Source organism: Streptomyces yatensis, from assembly GCF_018069625.1.
Classification (GTDB): Bacteria; Actinomycetota; Actinomycetes; order Streptomycetales; family Streptomycetaceae; genus Streptomyces; species Streptomyces yatensis.
Genome location: NZ_CP072941.1, coordinates 4,471,197 through 4,490,315 on the forward strand (window position 1 = coordinate 4,471,197; position 19,119 = coordinate 4,490,315).

At 73.1% G+C, this 19,119-nt stretch carries 17 protein-coding genes; 9 read left to right on the forward strand and 8 right to left on the reverse strand.

Translation table 11 applies throughout. The features are described 5' to 3' along the window. Positions 1-32: 32 nt before the first annotated feature. Positions 33-680 carry a TetR family transcriptional regulator gene (locus J8403_RS18355; protein WP_211124154.1) on the forward strand — a complete coding sequence of 216 codons (648 nt, stop codon included), beginning with the start codon at positions 33-35 and terminating at the stop codon, positions 678-680. Between the two features lie 448 nt (positions 681-1,128). Here the strand turns inward: J8403_RS18355 and J8403_RS18360 are convergent, their stop codons facing one another. Together J8403_RS18360 and J8403_RS18365 are read right to left on the reverse strand one after the other, a co-directional pair. Next, positions 1,129-1,611 carry a nitroreductase family deazaflavin-dependent oxidoreductase gene (locus J8403_RS18360; protein WP_211124155.1) on the reverse strand — a complete coding sequence of 161 codons (483 nt, stop codon included), beginning with the start codon at positions 1,609-1,611 and terminating at the stop codon, positions 1,129-1,131. Next, the gene (locus J8403_RS18365; protein ID WP_211124156.1) at positions 1,611-3,017 is read right to left on the reverse strand and encodes an acyl-CoA dehydrogenase family protein; all 1,407 of its coding nucleotides are present in this window, start codon (positions 3,015-3,017) and stop codon (positions 1,611-1,613) included. The genes J8403_RS18360 and J8403_RS18365 overlap by 1 nt, the downstream gene beginning before the upstream one ends. A gap of 188 nt (positions 3,018-3,205) precedes the next feature. Here J8403_RS18365 and J8403_RS44360 point away from each other — a divergent pair, with 188 nt between their 5' ends. The 3 genes from J8403_RS44360 to J8403_RS18375 all read left to right on the forward strand — a co-directional run bounded on the left by J8403_RS44360 (position 3,206) and on the right by J8403_RS18375 (position 5,824). After that, entirely contained in the window at positions 3,206-3,334 is a 129-nt protein-coding gene (locus J8403_RS44360; RefSeq protein ID WP_281427929.1) for a hypothetical protein, read from the forward strand. 185 nt (positions 3,335-3,519) lie between these two features. Next, positions 3,520-4,698 carry a thiolase C-terminal domain-containing protein gene (locus J8403_RS18370; RefSeq protein WP_211124157.1) on the forward strand — a complete coding sequence of 393 codons (1,179 nt, stop codon included), beginning with the start codon at positions 3,520-3,522 and terminating at the stop codon, positions 4,696-4,698. Between the two features lie 427 nt (positions 4,699-5,125). Next, positions 5,126-5,824, forward strand: coding sequence for a pyridoxine/pyridoxamine 5'-phosphate oxidase (locus tag J8403_RS18375; protein ID WP_211124158.1), 699 nt, complete (start codon positions 5,126-5,128; stop codon positions 5,822-5,824). Positions 5,825-6,049: 225 nt separating this feature from the next. Here J8403_RS18375 and J8403_RS18380 read toward each other — a convergent pair whose 3' ends face one another. Together J8403_RS18380 and J8403_RS18385 are read right to left on the reverse strand one after the other, a co-directional pair. Further along, entirely contained in the window at positions 6,050-6,508 is a 459-nt protein-coding gene (locus J8403_RS18380) for a Zn-ribbon domain-containing OB-fold protein (protein WP_211124159.1), read from the reverse strand. Next, the gene (locus tag J8403_RS18385) at positions 6,490-6,942 is read right to left on the reverse strand and encodes a DoxX family protein (protein WP_211124160.1); all 453 of its coding nucleotides are present in this window, start codon (positions 6,940-6,942) and stop codon (positions 6,490-6,492) included. Before J8403_RS18385 ends, J8403_RS18380 begins: the two co-directional genes overlap by 19 nt. A gap of 293 nt (positions 6,943-7,235) precedes the next feature. Between J8403_RS18385 and J8403_RS18390 the strand changes: the two genes are divergently transcribed. From J8403_RS18390 to J8403_RS18405, 4 genes are all read left to right on the forward strand, one after another. Continuing rightward, complete coding sequence (locus J8403_RS18390; RefSeq protein WP_211124161.1) at positions 7,236-8,390, forward strand: flavin-containing monooxygenase; 1,155 nt, start codon at positions 7,236-7,238, stop codon at positions 8,388-8,390. 274 nt (positions 8,391-8,664) lie between these two features. Beyond that, on the forward strand, positions 8,665-10,914 hold the full coding sequence (locus J8403_RS18395) for an acetate--CoA ligase family protein (RefSeq protein ID WP_211124162.1): 2,250 nt from the start codon (positions 8,665-8,667) through the stop codon (positions 10,912-10,914). A 16-nt stretch (positions 10,915-10,930) separates the two neighbouring features. Continuing rightward, complete coding sequence (locus J8403_RS18400; RefSeq protein WP_211124163.1) at positions 10,931-11,746, forward strand: enoyl-CoA hydratase/isomerase family protein; 816 nt, start codon at positions 10,931-10,933, stop codon at positions 11,744-11,746. Positions 11,747-11,830: 84 nt separating this feature from the next. After that, positions 11,831-12,466 (forward strand): flavin reductase family protein, encoded by a 636-nt coding sequence (locus J8403_RS18405; RefSeq protein ID WP_246585892.1) that lies wholly within the window; start codon positions 11,831-11,833, stop codon positions 12,464-12,466. A gap of 90 nt (positions 12,467-12,556) precedes the next feature. Here J8403_RS18405 and J8403_RS18410 read toward each other — a convergent pair whose 3' ends face one another. Then, positions 12,557-13,945, reverse strand: a complete 1,389-nt coding sequence (locus J8403_RS18410) for an MFS transporter (RefSeq protein ID WP_211124164.1) — start codon at positions 13,943-13,945, stop codon at positions 12,557-12,559. Positions 13,946-14,004: 59 nt separating this feature from the next. Here J8403_RS18410 and J8403_RS18415 point away from each other — a divergent pair, with 59 nt between their 5' ends. Then, on the forward strand, positions 14,005-15,027 hold the full coding sequence (locus J8403_RS18415; protein WP_211124165.1) for a GlxA family transcriptional regulator: 1,023 nt from the start codon (positions 14,005-14,007) through the stop codon (positions 15,025-15,027). Between the two features lie 130 nt (positions 15,028-15,157). Here J8403_RS18415 and J8403_RS18420 read toward each other — a convergent pair whose 3' ends face one another. From J8403_RS18420 to J8403_RS18430, 3 genes are read right to left on the reverse strand one after another with little or no spacing between them, the layout of a single operon-like run. After that, on the reverse strand, positions 15,158-16,207 hold the full coding sequence (locus J8403_RS18420; protein WP_211124166.1) for a Zn-dependent alcohol dehydrogenase: 1,050 nt from the start codon (positions 16,205-16,207) through the stop codon (positions 15,158-15,160). A gap of 21 nt (positions 16,208-16,228) precedes the next feature. Continuing rightward, positions 16,229-17,695 (reverse strand): aldehyde dehydrogenase family protein, encoded by a 1,467-nt coding sequence (locus tag J8403_RS18425; RefSeq protein WP_211124167.1) that lies wholly within the window; start codon positions 17,693-17,695, stop codon positions 16,229-16,231. Beyond that, the gene (locus J8403_RS18430; RefSeq protein WP_211124168.1) at positions 17,692-19,104 is read right to left on the reverse strand and encodes an acyl-CoA dehydrogenase family protein; all 1,413 of its coding nucleotides are present in this window, start codon (positions 19,102-19,104) and stop codon (positions 17,692-17,694) included. The genes J8403_RS18425 and J8403_RS18430 overlap by 4 nt, the downstream gene beginning before the upstream one ends. Between the last annotated feature and the right edge of the window lie 15 nt (positions 19,105-19,119).

The following is a 19,119-nucleotide window of genomic DNA, read 5'->3' on the forward strand; positions in this document are numbered from 1 at the left end:
GCGCTCCGATCACCCCTCGGTAAGCTGACGGCATGACAGGACAAGTACGCACAGTCGACGGGCGGGTGGCCGGTCGTCGCGGGCAGGCGACGCGGCAGAAGCTGCTCGACTGCCTCGGCGAGATGCTCAGCACATCCCCGTATCGAGACGTCAAGGTCATCGATGTCGCACGTAAGGCGGGGACCTCGCCTGCGACGTTCTACCAGTACTTCCCCGATGTGGAGGGCGCCGTCCTCGAGCTCGCCGAGGAAATGGCGAAGGAGGGTGCGAACCTGACCGATCTGGTCGCCGACCGCTCATGGGCGGGCAAGTCCGGCGCGGCGGCGGCGGAGGACCTGGTCGAGGGGTTCCTCTCCTTCTGGCGCAAACACGACGCCATCCTGCGGGTGGTCGACCTGGGCGCCGCCGAGGGCGACAAGCGGTTCTACAAGATCCGCATGAAGATCCTCAATTCCGTCACCAACTCCCTTACGGACGCCGTCAAGGAGCAGCAGGCCAAGGGCCGCATCGACGAGGACCTCAACCCCGGGGCCATCGCGGGCTCGCTGGTCGCGATGCTGGCCGCGGTCGCGGCGCATCAGAAGGGCTTCCAGAGCTGGGGCGTCAAGCAGGCCGATCTCAAGCCGAGCCTGACCTGGCTCGTCCACCTCGGCGTCACCGGGCGCAAACCGCCGAAGTAACGAATCCGCACCCCTCTCCCGCCCCTTCCCTCGGCCCCTCCCTGCCGGCCTCTCGATGCCGGCCGCCCGGCCGAGCCCGCACGTCCTGTCACGCCGCGGCGGATCACTCCCGAGTGATCCGCCGCGGCCTTTTTGTGCCCGTGGGGCGCTGAGCGGCCTCGATGACGTCCGGTGCGGTTCGGGTGCGCAGCGAAAGGGGCTCGGGGCTGTGTCGATGTGCGGCTCCGCCGCGCGGGCGCGACCAGCCAGCCACAGCCGCGGATGAACGACCGCACCTCGCGGCACCTTCCCGCGCAGCGCTTAGCGGTCGTGGGGCCGCCGGGGAGGGATGGGCCCGGCTGACGGGCCACGGACCGGCTCGCGGTGCTCCCACACGGGCCCCGCGAACCGGCTCAGCGCTCCCCACAGGCCCGCGGACCGGCGCGCCCCCACAGGCCCGGCGGGCCGCTCAGCGTTCCTCGGCGCGGTGGAGGCGGAAGAGGCGGATCTCGCGCTCCACCCGCGACTGATAGCTCGCGTACGGCGGCCAGAAGGCGAGGGCCGCCGCCCAGGCCACCTCGCGCTCGGCGCCCTCCAGCAGCCGTGCCCGGACGGCGATGTCCCGGCCCCGCCAGCTGATCTCCGCCTGCGGGTGCTTCAGGAGGTTCGCCGTCCACGCCGGATGGCCCGGGCGGCCGAAGTTGCTGCCGATCAGGAGCCAGGTGCCGCCGTCCTCCGGCATACAGGCCAGCGGCGTACGACGGGGAAGCCCCGACCTCGCGCCGCGCGCGGTAAGGATCACGCCGGGCAGCATCCGTGCGCTCGGCAGCACCTTGCCGCGGGTCAGCCGGTGGACGGTGCGGTCGAAGGCGGGGATGACATGGGGCGCGACCTTGGCGAAGGCGCGGGTCGAGGACACCTTCCGGACCAGCTTCACGCCGTAACCGGCCATCAGACCGTCACCGCCTTCCGCGGCCCGTCCCGGCCGTCGTTCCTATCGCGCCTGTCAGGCCCATCGTGCCGACCGCGCCCGCCGTACCCACCGTTCCCCCCGCGCCCGTCATGGCCGCCGTAAGGAGCGCGGTCGGCCGCGCCGAAGAGTCCCTCCCGTTCCGCGGCCCGGGCCCGCAGCCGGTGGACGGGGCCGAAGAGCAGCTCGTCGGAGGCGGCCCGCTTGAAGTAGAGATGCGCCTCATGCTCCCAGGTGAAGCCGATGCCGCCGTGCAGCTGCACCGCCTCGGCCGCCGCCGTGCGCTGCGCCTCCAGCGCCTGCGCGAGCGCGAGCCCGCCCGCCACCGCGGCGTCCGTGCCTTGCGCACCACCCGGGGCCGCGACCGCGCCCTCCGCGCCGCCCTGGGACGCGACCGCGCCCTCCGCGCCGCCCTGGGCGGCGGCCCAAGCCGCGTAGTAGGCCGCCGAACGGGCCGCCTGGACCGCGACGTACACATCCGCCAGCCGGTGCTTGACCGCCTGGAACGAGCCGATCGGGCGGCCGAACTGCTCACGCGCCCGCACATAGTCGACCGTCCGCGCGAGGGCCGCGTCCGCCGCCCCCACGGCCTCGGCGGCGAGCACGGCCGCGGCCCCCGTACCCACGGCCGCCAGCGCCTCCGCCACCCCGTCCCCGCTCCCGCCGTCGTCCACCCCCAGCAGCTCGGCGGGTACGTTCCGCAGCTCGATGCGGGCCTGCGGGCGCGTCGCGTCGAGCGCGGTCAGCCGGGTACGGACCAGCCCGTCCGCCCCCGCCGGGACGAGGAACAGCAGTGTCCGCCCGCGCGTATAGCCCCCGGCGCGGGCGGCGACCAGCAGCAGTTCGGCGCTGTGCCCGCCGGGCACCTGCTCCACCTGCCCGTACAGCCGCCACCCCACACCGCCGTCGCTGTCCGGACGCGCCTGGACACCCCCCGCGCGCCCCCCACCGGCCCATGCGCCGTCCCGCGCTCCCACGAGCCCGAGCGCTTCCGGCAGCGCGCGCCCCGGCACCGCGAGCGCCGCCGTAAGGGCGCCTTCCGCGATACGCGGCAGCAGCTCGGCGCGCTGCGCCTCCGTCCCCACCGCGGCGACCAGGGGCGCGGCGAACACGGCGGTGGCCAGGAGCGGCGAGGGCAGCAGCACGCGCCCCGTCTCCTCACAGGCCAGCGCCAGCTCGGTGACCCCACAGCCGACGCCCCCGTAGGCCGACGGAAGGGCCAGGCCCGGCAGCCCGAGCGTCCGGGCGAGCTGCCGCCACAGGGCCTCGTCGTAGCCGGGCGCGGTCTGGACCGCCGCCTTGACCTCGTCCGGCCCGCACCGCTCCCGCAGGAGTGTGCGCAGCGTACGGCGGATCTCGTCCTGTTCCTCGGTGAACGCGGCGTCCATCGGCGAGCACCTTCCGTTTTCTGACGGCCCGTCATACTAGGGATGGGCTCCGGACTTTCCCACCCCTCCGCCGGGCTCCACGGTTAAACTGCCGACTCCTCACCACGTTCCTCCCCACCGGCTCCGCCGGAGCACAGACCGGCGGTGGCCCTGTCCTCCGGGGCCCAGCGGAGGAGCGAGGAGGGGTGATGGACGATCGGAGCACGCGGGAGACGAGCGACGACCGATGGACCGGCGCTGACAAATGGCAGGTCATCATCGGAGTGCTGAGCCTTCTGGTGGCGATCGCCGCTTGTGTGGGGCAGTTCCTGCAGTAGCCGGGCGCCTCACGCGTGGTCCGGACGGGGCTGGTGTTCGAGGCGCGAGCACGGCCATACGGGAGAGCGTCCGGGCCACCCCCTCCCCCCGCCACACCGGCGCGCGGCGCCCTCGCCCGCCCCCCTTTCCACACCCTCTTCCGCTCCCTCTTCCGCTCCCACCAATCTGATGTACCGTCAGATTCATGTCGCCAGCAGCACAGCGCGCCCGTAAGGTCGCCGTCGTCGGCGTCTCCCTCTCCGACTGCGGCCGCGTCGATGCGGCCACCCCCTACGCCCTCCACGCCCAGGCCGCCCGCCGCGCCCTCGCCGACTCCGGTCTGGACCGGTCGGTCGTCGACGGCTTCGCCTCGGCGGGGCTCGGCACCCTCGCGCCGGTCGAGGTGGCCGAGTATCTGGGGCTGCGGCCTACCTGGACCGACTCGACGGCCGTCGGCGGCTCCACCTGGGAGGTCATGGCGGCGCACGCGGCGGACGCGATCGCCGCCGGGCACGCCCGCGCCGTCCTGCTCGTCTACGGCTCCACCGCCCGCGCCGACATCCGCGCGGGCCGCCGCACCGCGAACCTCTCCTTCGGGGCGCGTGGACCGCTGCAGTTCGAGGTCCCGTACGGGCATACGCTGGTCGCCAAGTACGCGATGGCCGCGCGCCGCCATATGCATGAGTACGGCACCACGCTCGAACAGCTGGCGGACATCGCCGTTCAGGCGCGCATCAACGCCGGACACAATCCGGACGCGATGTTTCGCGAACCGATCACGGTCGATGACGTCCTGAGCGGCCCGATGATCGCCGACCCCTTCACCAAACTGCACTGCTGCATCCGCTCGGACGGCGGCTGCGCGGTGCTGCTCGCGGCCGAGGAGTGCGTACCGGACACGGTGAAACCCCCGGTGTGGGTGCTGGGTTCGGGCACGGCCGTCTCGCACACCACCATGTCCGAATGGGAGGACTTCACGGTCTCCCCGGCCGCCTCCTCGGGCCGGGCGGCCTTCACACGGGCGGGCGTCCGGCCGTCGGACATCGATGTGGCCGAGCTCTATGACGCCTTCACCTATATGACCCTGGTGACCCTCGAGGACCTGGGCTTCTGCGCCAAGGGCGAGGGCGGGGCGTTCGCGGCGAAGGGCCGGCTGACGCGGGACGGCGAGCTGCCGACCAACACCGACGGCGGCGGCCTCTCCGCCTGCCACCCGGGGATGCGCGGGCTGTTCCTGCTGGTCGAGGCGGTACGGCAGCTGCGCGGCGAGGCCGGAGAGCGACAGGTCCACAAGGCGGGCGGACGGCTGCCGGAACTGGCCGTGGCGTCGGGGACGGGGGGCTGGTTCTGCTCGGCGGGCACGGTCGTCCTGGGCCGAGGCTGACCGGGCCGCGCGGGGCGTCCGCGGCGGCCGGGCCCACGCGGGGGCATCCGCGGCCGAGCGGGCCCGCGCGGGGGCGTCCGCGACTGAGCGGGCCCGCGCGGGAGCGCCCACAGTTGGCCGGACCCACGCGGGGCCGTCTGCGGCTGAGCGGGCCCGGCGGGGGCGTCCGCACCTGACCGGACCCACGCGGGAGCACCCGCGGCTGACCGGACCCACGCGGGGCCGTCTGGGCTGAGCGGGCCGCACGGGCGGGCGTCCGCGGCGGCCGGGCCCACGCTAGGGCGTCCGCGGTTGAGCGGGCTCGCGCGGGAGCGTGGCGCCCGCCCGGCGGCCGGGCCCGCGCCGGTCCCGGTTCGGCCCGCCCCGGCCGTACGTGCGTACGCCCCCGCTTGCCCCGGCCCGTCGCGGGTGATCGGATGGGGAGCCGATGAGCGAGAACCAGGATGAGGCTGAGGCCGAGGCATTCCGCGCGGTGCTGCGCGGCCTGCGTGTACCCCATGCGGGCGAGCTGCCGGTCTTCGACCCGGACACGGCCCCGGACGCACCGCTTCCGCTCTTCCGGCGGTGGCTGCGGGAGGCCGCCGAGGCGGGGGAACCCGGCCCGCACACCATGACCCTGGCCACCGCGGACGCCGACCGCCGCCCGTCCCAGCGCACGGTGATGCTGCACGACGCCGATGAGCGCGGCTGGCACTTCGGCACCCATCGCACCAGCCGTAAGGGCCGGGAGCTGGCCGAGAACCCGTACGCCTCGCTCGCGTTCCACTGGATGGGGGCGGGCCGTCAGGTGCGCGTCAGCGGGCGGGTCGGCGAGGCCGGGCCGGAGGAGAGCGCGGCCGATCTGCGCGGCCGGTCCCCCGTGGCGCTCGCGGCGGCCCTGGCCGGGAGCGGCCGGCAGAGCGAGGTGCTCGGTTCGTACGAGGAACTGCTACGGGCCTTCGAGACGGCGTACGAGCGGGCCGAACGCGAACCGGACGCGACCGCCCCCACCTGGACCCTGTACGTCCTGGAGGCGGACGAGGTCGAGTTCTACCAGGAGGAGGCGCGGCGGCGGCACGTACGGCTCCGCTACCGCCGCGAGCCTGGCGAACCAGGCGGCTGGCGGCGGGAGCTGCTGTGGCCGTAGGGGCGGTGCGGCCGTACGGGCGGTGCGACCGTAGGGCGGTGCGACCGTAGGGCGGTGCGACCGTAAGGCGGTGCGACCGTAAGGCGGCGCCCGTAAGGGTGCGACGAAAAGGCGAACGCGACCGTAAGGGCGCGACGAGAGGGCGAGCGCGACCGTAAGGCGTGCACCGCTGAACAGTGCGACCGTAAGGCGGCGACGCCGTAACGCGATGCGCGCAGCGGCGCGCTAGGCGAGCAGCGGCCGGAAGACGGGAACGGCCGGGGCGGTCCCCTCGGCGGCATCGACCGACCGGAACGCCACCCGGAGCCGCATCCCGACGCGCGGGCCGCCCTCCGGGGCCTCGATGAGCTCGGTCATCATCCGCGGCCCCTCGGCGAGGTCGACGACGGCGGCGGTGTACGGGACGCGGGCGCCGAACGGCGGCAGGTCATTGCGGTGCACCACGGACCATGTGTAGAGCGTCGCGGCGCCGCTCGCCTCCTCCCAGCCGACGTCCTCGCTCCAGCAGTACGGGCAGAATTCGCGCGGATAGTGGTGGACCCGGCCGCAGTCGGCGCACCGCCGGATCAGCAGCCGGCCCCCGGCCGCGGCGTCCCAGTAGGGGCGGGTGAAGGCGTCGATCTCGGGCAGGTCGAAGCGCGGGGCGTCCGCGGGCGGCGCCGGGCTCACAGGAACAGCCCCCATACCTCGTCGAGCGACCAGGTCTGCCAGCTCATACCGAAGAGCCCGACCACGGAGATCAGCACCATCATCGAGTTCTGCCCCTGCTCCGCCCAGTCGTGAATCATGAGCAGGAAATAGAGCAGATTGAGCACGATCGCGCCGACGAGGGCGATGGGGGTCAGAAAGCCGAGCGTCAGACCGAGGCCGAGGGCGAGTTCGGCGTAGACGACGACATACGCCATGACCTTGGGACGGGGTGTGACCACCGCGCCGAAGCCGCTGCGGACGAACGCCCAGCGGTGCTTGTCGGCCACGCCCACCGCCCAGCCGATACCGGTGCCGCGCTCGAACCAGTCCTTCTTGTTCTTGTGCCGCCAGCTCTCGAGCCACCACAGGCCGAGTCCGATGCGCAGTACGGCGAGCCATTCGGCCCCGCTGAGCCCGATCGTCCGCATCGTCCCCCACCTCTCCCATCCCAGCGAATCTGACGGTACGTCAGTTTCAGGGTCGGGCGCGGCCCGCGCAAGGGGTCGCACCGGCGGAGCGGGAACCGGCGGGACGCCCGAGCAGCGCCCGGCAGCCCAAGCAGCGCCCGGCGGCACGGCGAACCGACGGAATGGCGGAACGGCAGACCAGTGGAACGGCGACCGACAGATACCGGCCGTGACCTGTCCGCAACCCATTCGGAATCACTTTGACCGGATCTCCTTGACCGAAACCCGTCAAATACCCGGCTACGCTCACCCGCATGGCTGACAGTTCCCCCGAGAAGTCCTCACCCGTTTATGTGATCGGCGGTGGACCGGGCGGACTCGCCGCCGCTGCCGCGCTCAGCCACCGCGGGATCCGCGCCGTCGTCCTGGAGAAGTCCGAGGCGGTCGCCGCGTCCTGGCGCAACCACTACGACCGGCTGCATCTGCACACCACGCGCCGGCTGTCCGCGTTGCCCGGTCTGCCGATCCCCCGGTCCTACGGGCGCTGGGTCGGGCGCGACGACGTGGTGCGCTATCTGGAGCGCTACACCGAGCACCACCGGCTGGAGATCGTCACGGGGGTCGAGGTCTCCCGCATCGACCGGTCGCCCGACAACACGGAGTGGGTGCTGCATGCCACGGGCGGCCGTGCGCTGTCCTCGCCCGTGGCCGTCGTCGCGACGGGCTTCAACCACACCCCGCGGGTGCCGGACTGGCCCGGCCGCGCCGCCTACACCGGTGAGCTGCTGCACGCCGCCCACTACCGCAACGCCCGCCCCTTCGAGGGCCGCGACGTACTGGTGGTCGGCGTCGGCAACACGGGCGCGGAGATCGCGGTCGACCTGATCGAGGGCGGCGCGGCCCGGGTGCGGCTGGCGGTCCGCACCGTGCCGCACATCCTGCGCCGCTCGACGGCCGGCTGGCCCGCGCAGGCGACCGGCATCCTGGTGCGCAGACTGCCGCGGCGCGCGGTGGACCGGGCGGCCCGGGCGATGTGCCGGCTGAGCATGCCGGATCTGACCGAGCACGGTCTGCCCTGGCCCGACACCGGGCTCTACACCCGCGTACGCGAGGGCGCGATCCCGGTCCAGGACGTGGGGCTGGTCGACGCGGTACGGACGGGGCGGGTGGAGGTGGTCTCGGCGGTCGACTCCTTCGATCTGGACAAGGTGGTCCTCGCCGACGGCTCGCGGATCAGCCCCGAGGTGGTGATCGCCGCGACCGGCTACCGGCGCGGCCTGGAGGAACTGGTCGGCCATCTGGGCGTGCTCGACGACCGCGGCCGCCCCCTCCCGCACGGCCGACGGACCCTGAAGTCCGCCCCGGGACTGCACTTCACGGGCTATACGAACCCGATCAGCGGGATGCTGCGCGAGCTGGCCATCGACGCCCGGAAGATCGCCAAGACGGTGGCCTGCACCACGGCATGACCGCCGGGCAGGCGAGACCACCACCACGGACAGCCGCACGAACGCGACACCACACCGGGGGCGCGCGGCCGGTCACGCATTCCGCCGCCCCGCCGTCACCCCCGCAGTCACCCCCGCCCGTCACCCTGCGTGTTCCTCGCTCCCCGAGCATTCCTGACAGGCCGTCAGTTCAGTAACCTGACTACTGGGTAATGTGACTTGGCGTCAGTTTTGCCGCCGAACCACCCGGTCACCTGCCCGGTTATTGGCCAACGAGCAGGAGTGGCGGATACCGATGCTTGGATCGACCTACGGCACCCTGACCACCAACTCCCGTCATGCCCGCGCCGTCGCCTGCGGGCGGGCCCCCGGCCCCGCCGTGCACGTCTCCAGCAGGGAGACGGCGGGCGGGACCGCCGAAGGCGCGGACGACGTGGACGTCAGCGGGCGCCCGCTGCACTCCGCCGTCCCCGATCTGGACCGCTTCTTCCATCCCGAGTCGGTGGCCCTCATCGGCGCCTCCGACGCGGACGGCCGTCCCAACACCGGTATCACCCGCCAGCTCCTGGCCTGGGCCGAACGCGTCGGCGCCCGACTGCACCCCGTGCATCCCTCCCGTCCCGCCGTCTTCGGCATTCCGTGCGTACCGTCCGTGGCCGCGCTGCCCGAATCCGTCGACCTCGCCGTCCTCCTCGTCCGTGACCCGCTCCCGGTCATCGAGGAACTCGACGGGAGCAAGGTGAAGTTCGCCGTCGCCTTCGCCTCGGGCTTCGCCGAGACCGGCCCCGAGGGCGCCGCCGCGCAGGTCCAGCTCGCCGCCGCGGCCCGCGGCGCCGGGCTGCGGCTGCTCGGCCCCAACACCAACCTCAACGCCTTCGAGAAGTTCCGCGACGACCTCGACGGGCCCGCCATCGCCCTCATCACCCAGTCAGGCCACCAAGGCCGCCCGGTCTTCACCCTCCAGGAACTCGGCATCCGGCTCAGCCACTGGGCCCCGACCGGCAACGAGGCCGATCTGGAGACCGCCGACTTCATCTCCTACTTCGCCACCCGGCCCGAGGTCGGCGCCATCGCCCTGTACGCGGAAGGGCTGAAGGACGGCCGCAGCTTCCTCCTCGCCGCCGACCGGGCCGCCCGCGCCAAGGTGCCCGTCGTCGCCGTGAAGGTCGGCCGCACCGAGACCGGCGCCCGCACGGCCGCCTCCCACACCGGCAAGCTGACCGGCTCGGACGCGGTGGTGGACGCGGCCATGCGGCAGTTCGGCGTGATCCGCGTGGACGGCCTGGACGAGCTGCAGGACACCGCGGCGCTGCTGGCCCGCGCCCGCCCGCCGCTCGCCGAGGGCGTCGTGGTGTATTCGATCTCCGGGGGCACCGGGGCCCACTTCTCCGACCTCGCCACCGCGGCGGGCCTCACCCTGCCCACCCTCTCCACCGAGAAGCAGACCGAGCTCCACCAGTGGATACCCGGCGATCTCAGCGTCGCCAACCCGGTCGACAACGGCGGTCACCCGGTCGGCGACTGGCGCGGCCGCAAGATCATCGACGCGATCCTGGCCGATCCCGCCGTGGGCGTGCTGATCTGCCCGATCACCGGCCCCTTTCCGCCCATGAGCGACAAGCTGGCGCAGGATCTGGTGGAGGCGGCGGAGCAGACGGACAAGCTGGTGTGCGTGGTGTGGGGCTCCCCGGTCGGCACCGAGGACGCCTACCGCACCACCCTGCTGGGCTCCTCGCGCGTGGCCACCTTCCGCACGTTCGCCAACTGCATCACCGCCGTGCGCGCCTATCTGGGGCACCACCGCTTCACCGCCTCCTACCGCTCCCCCTTCGACGAGGCCCCGCGCACCCCGTCCCCATCTCTGCGGAAGGTGCGCGATCTGCTGCGCCCAGGAGGCCGCCTGAGCGAGCACGCGGCGAAACAACTGCTGCGGGCGTACGGCATCCGGGTGCCGCGCGAGCAGCTGGTGACCAGCGCCGCCGCGGCCGTCCGCGCCGCCGGGCTCGTGGGCTATCCCGTCGTCATGAAGGCGTCCGCGCCGCAGCTCGCCCACAAGACCGAGCTGGGGCTGGTCCGGCTGGGGCTGACCTCGGCCAGCCAGGTCCGCGACACCTATCGGGAGCTCACCGACATCGCCCGCTGCGAAGGCGTCGAGCTGGACGGGGTGCTGGTCTGCCAGATGGTCCAGCGCGGGGTGGAGATGGTCGTCGGCATGAGCCACGACTCCCTCTTCGGCCCGACCGTGACCGTGGGTATAGGGGGTGTGCTCGTGGAGGTCTTCCGCGACGCCGCCGTACGCGTCCCCCCGTTCGGCGAGGACCAGGCGCGCGCGATGCTCGCCGAACTGCGCGGCCGCGCCCTCCTCGACGGTGTGCGCGGCGCTCCCCCGGCCGATGTGGACGCGCTCGTGGAGGTCGTGCTGCGGGTCCAGCGCATGGCCCTGGAGCTCGGGGACCACCTCGCCGAACTCGACGTCAATCCGCTGATGGTGCTGGAACGCGGCCAAGGTGCCGTGGCACTGGACGCGCTGGCGATCTGCCGCTGACCGATGGAGCGTTCCCATGACCTCTCCCTCCCCCGAAGAAGCGCTTGACTCCGTTCTACGGCACACCACTGACAACGGCGTCTCGTGGATCACGCTCAACCGCCCGGCCGCGATGAACGCCATCACCCCCGACCAGCGAGAACACCTGATTTCGCTGCTGGACCACGCCTCCGCTGACCCGGCCGTCCGGGCCGTCGTGCTGACCGCCACCGGCAAGGGCTTCTGCGCGGGGGCGGATCTGCGCGGCGCACCGGCCGCGGCGGAACGCGTCGCGGGCGATGTCGCCCGGCTGATCCGCGGCGGAGCGCAGCGGCTCATCGCCGCCGTCCTCGACTGCGAGAAGCCGGTGATCGCAGCCGTCAACGGCACGGCGGCCGGGCTGGGGGCCCATCTCGCCCTCGCCTGCGATCTGGTGCTGGCCGCCGAATCGGCCGTCTTCATCGAGGTGTTCGTCCGTCGCGGTCTGGTCCCCGACGGGGGCGGTGCGTATCTCCTGCCCCGGCTGATCGGCCCGCAGCGCGCCAAGGAGCTGATGTTCTTCGGCGACGCGCTGCCCGCCGCCGAGGCCGAGCGGCTGGGCCTGGTCAACCGGGTCGTCCCGGACGACGACCTGGCCAAGACCGCCCGTGCCTGGGCCGAGCGTCTCGCGGTCGGCCCGACCCGCGCCCTCGCCCTCACCAAGGCGCTGGTGAACGCGTCCCTGGAGTCGGGGCGCCCGGCCGCGTTCGCCGCCGAGGCGGCTGCGCAGGAGACCAACATGACCACGGCCGACGCTCAGGAGGGCCTGCGCGCGTTCATCGAGCGCCGGCCCCCCGTCTACCGAGGCCGCTGAGGGGCCCACGCCGTCGCACAAGCCAAGAAGACCGTCGCAAAAGCCAGGAAAGCCATCGGGCAAGTCAAGAAAGGGGGACGGGCCATGATGGGACACGCCGGTATGGCCGCCACCGCCGTCCGCTACCTCCGGGCGGTCGGCTCGCCGACCGCCGCCGTACGACCGGTCGACCCGCTGCCCCCGCCGGAGCTGCGCTGTGTGCGCGACGATGAGCGGCCCCCGGTCGACCCCGCCGAATTCCGCCGCGTACTGGGCCATTTCGCGAGCGGGGTGACCGTGATCGCCACCGTCGACGGAACCGGCCCGACCGGCTTCGCCTGTCAGTCCTTCGCCTCGCTGTCCCTGGACCCGCCGCTGGTCGCCTTCATGGTCGCCCGCACCTCCACGACCTGGCCGCGCATCGCCCGCGCGGGCGTCTTCTGCGTCAATGTCCTGGGCGCCCACCAGGGCGAGCTGTGCCGCGCCTTCGCGGTCAGCGGCTCCCGGCGCCCCGACAAATTCGCGGGCGTCCGCTACGAACCGTCCCCGGTCACCGGCTCACCGCGGCTCGCGGACGTCCCGGCGTGGATCGACTGCGCGGTCCACGCCGTGCACACGGGCGGCGACCATCTGGTCGTGGTGGGCCGCGTCCGGGCCCTGGGAACGGAGGAGTCCGCGGCGCGATCGGGGCCGCTGCTCTTCCACCGCGGCTCCTTCGGCGAGTTCACGGCGCTTCCGTGAGCCCGCGCGGCCTCCCGTAAGGCGCCGTGCGGCCTTCCGTAGGACCGCACGGCCCCCGTAGGGCCGCGCGGCCGCCCTGAGGCCGCGCGCCTAGACCGTCGCCGCCGCGGCCTGCGCGTTCGAGCCGCGCCGGATCACCAGTGACATCAGCGCGGCGATCGCGCACAGCGCCCCCGCGCCGTACCAGACCAGGTCGTACGAGCCGAAGGCGTCCCGCGCCATGCCGCCCACGAAGGCCACGACCCCGGCTCCCACCTGGTGGGAGGCGAGCACCCAGCCGAAGACGATCGCGCTGTCCTCCCCGTACTGCTCACGGCACAGCGCCATGGTCGGCGGCACGGTGGCGACCCAGTCGAGACCGTAGAAGACGATGAAGAAGATCATCGGCGGATGCACCGCGTCGTCCAGCAGGATCGGCAGGAACATCAGGGAGAGCCCGCGCAGCGCGTAGTACATGGCCAGCAGCCGTCGCGCGTCGAAGCGGTCGGTGAACCAGCCGGAGGCCACCGTCCCGACGATGTCGAAGACGCCGATGACGGCGAGCAGGCTCGCGGCGGCCGTCACGGGCATGCCGTGGTCGTGCGCGGCGGGCACGAAATGGGTCTTGACGAGGCCGTTCGTCGAGGCACCGCAGATCGCGAAGGTGCCCGCGAGCAGCCAGAAGGTGCCGGTGCGCGAGGCCGAGGTGAGGGCCTTGACCGCCCGCCGGGCCGCGCCGCGCCGGGCCGCGGGCCGCGGGGTGGGCGGCCCGTCGGCGCCGTACGGGGCGAGGCCCACGTCCGAGGGGTAGTCGCGCAGCAGCAGCCAGACGAGGGGAACGATCGCCAGCGCGGCGATCGCGACCGTCAGCGCGGCGGGCCGCCAGTCGTGCCGTTCGACGATCCAGGAGAGCAGCGGCAGAAAGATCAGCTGTCCGGAGGCCCCGCCCGCCGTGAGGATGCCGGTGACCAGACCGCGCTGGGCGACGAACCACCGGTTGGTCACGGTCGCGGCGAAGGCCAGCGCCATGGAGCCGCTGCCGAGGCCGACCAGCACACCCCAGCAGAGGATGAGCTGCCAGGGCTCGGTCATGAAGACCGTAAGGCCGCCACCGGTCGCGATGACGGCGAGCGCGGCCGCGATGACCTTACGGATGCCGAAGCGATCCATCAGGGCGGCGGCGAAGGGTGCAGTGAGCCCGTAGAGGGCGAGGTTGACGGAGACCGCGAACCCGATCGTGCCGCGCGACCAGCCGAACTCGTCGTGGAGCGGATCGATGAGCAGACCGGGCAGGGAGGCGAATCCGGCGGCGCCGATGATCGTCACGAAGGCGATGGCGGCGACCGACCAGGCGCGGTGGGGAAGGCGCGGGAGGGCCCGTCGCGGAGGCCGGTCGGGCTGCTTGTCCTGTTCGGGAGCTCCGGAAAGTTCGGTTGTCTGCGTCACCGGACCAGCATTGAGCAGCGGTTCCTCGACGACGAGTGGCCCATGGGACAGCATTCGCTAGGATCGGGCCACGCCCCTCGATGGGGCCATGTCCGAACGACGGGAGGCCGGAAGTGCCCCAATCCCCGCCCGGTGACGCCAACGGGCGCCATCGCGTCGTCGTCCTCGCCCTCCCCGGTGTGATCCCCTTCGAGCTGGGCATTCCGTACCGGATCTTCGGTAAGGCCCGCTCCGCCGACGGCCGGCGGCTGTACGAGGTGGTCACCTGCACCGTCGAGCCCGGTCTGGTGCCCACGGACGCCGACTTCCCGATCGCCGTGGACCTCGGCCCGGAGGCCCTCGCCGAGGCCGACACCATCGTGGTGCCCGCCTCGTACGCACTCGGCCCGGTCCGCGAGGAGGGCCGGATGACCGAGCCGCTCGGCGCCGCGCTCGCCCGTGCCCGGCCGGACACACGCTGGGTGTCCATCTGCACCGGTTCGTTCGTGCTCGCCGCCGCGGGTCTTCTCGACGGCCGCCCGGCCACCACCCATTGGGCCAGCGTCGGTCAGTTCCAGCGGCTCTTCCCGACGATCAAAGTCGATCCGAATGTGCTGTTCGTGGACGACGGCGATGTGCTCACCTCGGCCGGTGTCGCCTCGGGGATCGACCTGTGTCTGCATCTGGTGCGGCGCGACCACGGCACGGCCGTCGCCAACGACGTCGCCCGGCACAGCCTGGTGCCGCCCCATCGCGACGGCGGCCAGGCCCAGTACATCCCGCGTCCGCTGCCCGAGCCCCAGCAGGCCACCACGACGACGGCGCGCGCCTGGGCGCTCGGCCGGCTGGACCGGCCCATCTCGCTGAGGGAGCTGGCCGCCCAGGAGTCGATGAGCGTGCGGACGTTCACCCGGCGCTTCCGCGAGGAGGTCGGCGTCAGCCCGGGCCAGTGGCTGACCCGGCAGCGGGTGGAGCGGTCCCGTCATCTCCTGGAGGACACCGATCTGTCGGTGGACCAGGTGGCGCGCGAGGCGGGTTTCGGCTCCCCCGCGTCCCTGCGCCAGCACTTCCAGGCGGCCGTGGGCGTCAGCCCGACCGCCTACCGCCGCACCTTCCGCGCGGGCTCCTCGGCCGACGACCGCGAAGCCGTACGGTAACGGTCAGGCGCCGAAGGCGGGCCGGACCCGGACCGGACGCGGGCCATGACCCGCCGGATACGGGCCGGATGCGGGCCATCACCCCGCCGGATACGGGCCGGATGCGGACCGTAAGGCAGATCGGCGCCCGTCAGAAGGTGAGCACGGCGCGCGCCACCCGGCCGTGGTGGGCGTCGTCGGCGGCCTTGGCGAAGTCCTCCAACGGGTATGTCCTGCTGACCAGTTCGTCCAGCAGCAGGAGCCCCTGCCGGTAGAGGTCGGCGTACAGGGCGATATCGGCTTGCGGCCGTGAGGTGCCGTAGCGGCAGCCCAGGATGGATTTGTCCAGATACATGGAGGAGACGCGGAAGGCCGCCTCGGCGTCGGCGGGCGGCACGCCGAGCAGCACCGCCTGGCCGTGCCGGTCGAGCAGATCGACGGCCTGCCGGATGAGCCGGGTCGAGCCGACGCATTCGAAGGCGTGGTCCGCGCCGGTCGGCAGGATCTCCCGTACGGCGTCGGCCGAGGGGACGAAGTGGGTCGCGCCGAAGCGCCGGGCCAGCGGCTCCTTGGCGGGGTTGGAGTCGACGGCGACGACGGGGAACGCCCCGGCGATCCGGGCCCCTTGCAGCACATTGAGCCCGATGCCGCCGCTGCCGATGACGACGACCGACTCACCGCGGTCCACCTTGGCGCGGTTGAGCACGGCCCCGACGCCGGTCAGGACGGCACAGCCGATGAGCGCGGCGGAGACGAGCGGGATCTCCTCGGGGATCCGCACCACCTGGACGGCGGTGACGAGCGTGCGCTCGGCGAAGGCGGAGTTCGAGGCGAAGTTGTACAGCCGCTCGTCGCCGCGGCGGAAGGGCCGGGTCGGCCGGCCGATCGCCGCGCGGCACATGGTGGGGCGGCCCCGGGCGCAGTCGGCGCAGGTCCCGCAGTTGGCGAGGGTGGACAGCGCCACATGATCGCCGGGCGCGACATGGGTGACGCCCGCCCCGATCTCCTCGACCACGCCCGCGCCCTCGTGGCCGAGGACGACGGGGAGGGGGAAGGGGATGGTGCCGTCGATGACCGACAGATCGCTGTGGCACAGCCCCGCGGCGGCGATGCGCACCAGCACCTCGCCGGGGCCGGGGTCGCGCACCTCCAGGTCCTCGACCACGCGCGGCGCCGTGCCGTCGAAGATGACGCCTCTCATCCTCATCACCCTTCCGGTGCCTCAGGAGACCCAGACCAGCGACTGGAGTTCGCTGTACGCGTGCAGGCCGAACGAGCCGCCGTCGCGGCCGACTCCGCTTTCCTTGAACCCGCCGAACGGCGTCTCGGGGTGGCGCTGGGCGGTGTTGATGCCGACGTTTCCGCTGCGCAGACGGGCGGCGAGGGTCCAGGCGCGGCCCGCGTCGGCGCTGAAGACGTAGTCGTAGAGGCCGTAGGGGGTGGCGTCGGCGATCCGCACCGCCTCGTCCTCGTCGTCGAAGGGCAGGGCCACGACGACCGGTCCGAACAGCTCCTCCCGCGCGACGGTCATCGCGGGGTCGGCGTCGGCGATGAGGGTGGGGGCGACGTAGAAGCCGGGCTTGCGGGCGGGGCGTTCGCCGCCCACGACGATCCGGGCGCCCTGGTCACGGGCGCCGGAGACATACGCCTCGACGCGATCGCGCTGTGCGGCGGAGATCAACGGGCCGACGATCGTGGAGTTATCCACAGGGTCCCCGATCTTCAGTGACTCTGCGTAGTGTGTGAGTGCGGCGATGACCTTCTCGTACAGCGATCGATGGACGAGCACACGGGTCGGCGCCGTGCAGATCTGTCCGCTGTGAAAGGAGAAGGTCGAACCGACCGCCCCGACCGCCGACGCGATCGCTCGCTCGTCGGCGTCCCCCAGGACGATGGCCGCGCCCTTGCCCCCCAGTTCCATCAGGGTGCGCTTCATCGACCTCCCCGCGGATTCGGCGATCTTCTTACCCACGGCGGTGGATCCGGTGAAGCTGACCATGTCGACACCGGGGTGCGCGACCAGCGCCTCGCCGGCGGCCGCGCGCGAGCCGGTGACGACATTGAAGGCACCGTCCGGGAGCCCGGCCTCCTTGAGCAGGGGGCCGAGTTCCAGACAGCACAGCGGGTCCTGCGGTGCGGGTTTGGCCACGACGGTATTGCCCATGGCCAGGGCCGGGGCGACCTTGCCCGCGAGATTCGTGAGAGGGAAGTTGTAGGAGGTGATGCAGGCGACGACACCGAGAGGACGGCGGACCGCTGCCGCTCCGATCAGCCCGCCGGGCGCCAGCGGGGTGGCGGCCATGGGCAGCGGGGCGAGCGGCACGGTGTCCGGTTCGAGGGCGCCGCGCGCATAGCGGCGGAAGCGGTCGATCGCCGGGGGCACCTGGAGGGCGGAGGTGACGCGCAGCGTCGCCCCGGTCTCCGCCTGGACGAGGGGCACCAGGTCCGGGGTGTGCTCGGCGAGCAGATCGGCGGCCCTGTCGAGTACGGCGGCGCGCTCCCGGGGGGCGGTGCGCGACCAGCCGTCGTACGCGGCGCGGGCGGCCCGGACGGCGGCGTCCACGTCGGCCGGGTCGGCCTCGGGGGCATGGCCGACGGTCTCCTCGGTGGCGGGGTTGATGACGGGGTAGTGCCCGTTCCCGGGATCCCGCCACGAGCCGCCGATCCAGTGCGCATAGGTCTTCGTCATCGGCGTGACTCCTTGGGGAGGTGAAGTACGCGCTCGGCGATGATGGTGCGCTGGATCTCGTCCGAGCCGCCGTAGATGGTGTCGGCGCGGGAGAAGAGGAAGAGACGCTGGAAGGCGTCGAGTTCGTACGGCCGGCCGGCGGTCCAGCGCGCCGGGCCGAGTGCGGCCGCGGCGCCTCTCACCTGCACGGCCAGCTCGCCGAGCCGCTGATGCCAGCCGCCCCACAGCAGCTTGGCGACGCTGGGCGCGCCGGGGTCCTGCGAGCCGGGATCGCGTGAGCCGGGCGCCTGGGGGCCCGCGCTCCCCGGGGGGAGGTCATGGGCGGCACCCTTCCGCGGGGCGGGGTCCCGGGCATCGTGCGGGGCGCGGTCCGGGGCGGAGCCCCGAACGGGGTCCGGGGCGGAGTCCCGAGCGGCTGAGTCCCGGGCCGGGTCCGGGGCGAGGTTCGGGGTGAGGTTCTGTGCGGCGCCCAGGGTGCGCAGGGCGTTCCAGCGCATGGCCTTGAGCTCGGCCCACTGCCGTATGAGCCGGTCACGCAGGACGGGCTCCTCTGCGGCGCCGGTCTCCAGCGCCAGCCGCACCACCCGGCTCAGCTCCTGGGCGAAGCCGATCTGCTGGACCAGGGTGGAGACCCCGCGCTCCACCGCGAGCAGGCTCATGGCCACGCGCCAGCCGTGGCCCGCACCGCCGATGAGGTGTTCGGCGCGGGCCACGGCCCCGTCGAAGAACACCTCGTTGAACTCCGCGGTCCCGGTCAGCTGCCGGATCGGCCGCACCTCGATCCGTCCCGGCTGGTCCATCGGCACCAGCAGAAAGGAGAGTCCATGATGGCGCTGTGAGCCCTCCTCGGTGCGCGCCAGCACAAAGCACCAGTCGGCTTCATGGGCGAGGGAGGTCCAGATCTTCTGCCCGGTGATGCGATAGGTGCCCTCGCCCGGGTCGCGGACGGCGCGGGTCCGCAGCCCGGCGAGGTCCGAGCCCGCGTCGGGTTCGCTGTAGCCCTGGCACCACAGCTCCTCGCCACGGGCGATGGGCGGCAGAAAGCGGGCGCGCTGTGCGGAGTCGCCGTGGGCGAGCAGGGTGGGCGCGAGGAGGTTCTCGCCGATATGGCCGAGTCGGCCGGGCGCGCCGGCGCGGGCGTACTCCTCGGCCCAGACGACCTGTTGGGTCATCGTCGCGGCGCGGTTGCCGTACGCCCCGTCCGTACGGTCCCAGCCCAGGCCGATCCAGCCGCCCGTGCCGAGCTCACGCTCCCAGGCGCGGCGGGCGGTCATATCGCCGCGCGCCTCGCCGGGGTGGCCGCCCGGCTCCTGCTTGAGGGCGGCGAACGGTCCGGCGAAGTGCTCGCTCAGCCAGTCGCGCGCTTCGGCGCGGAACCGCTCGTCCTCCGGTCCGAAAGCGAAGTCCACGGCCTCTCCCCTCGT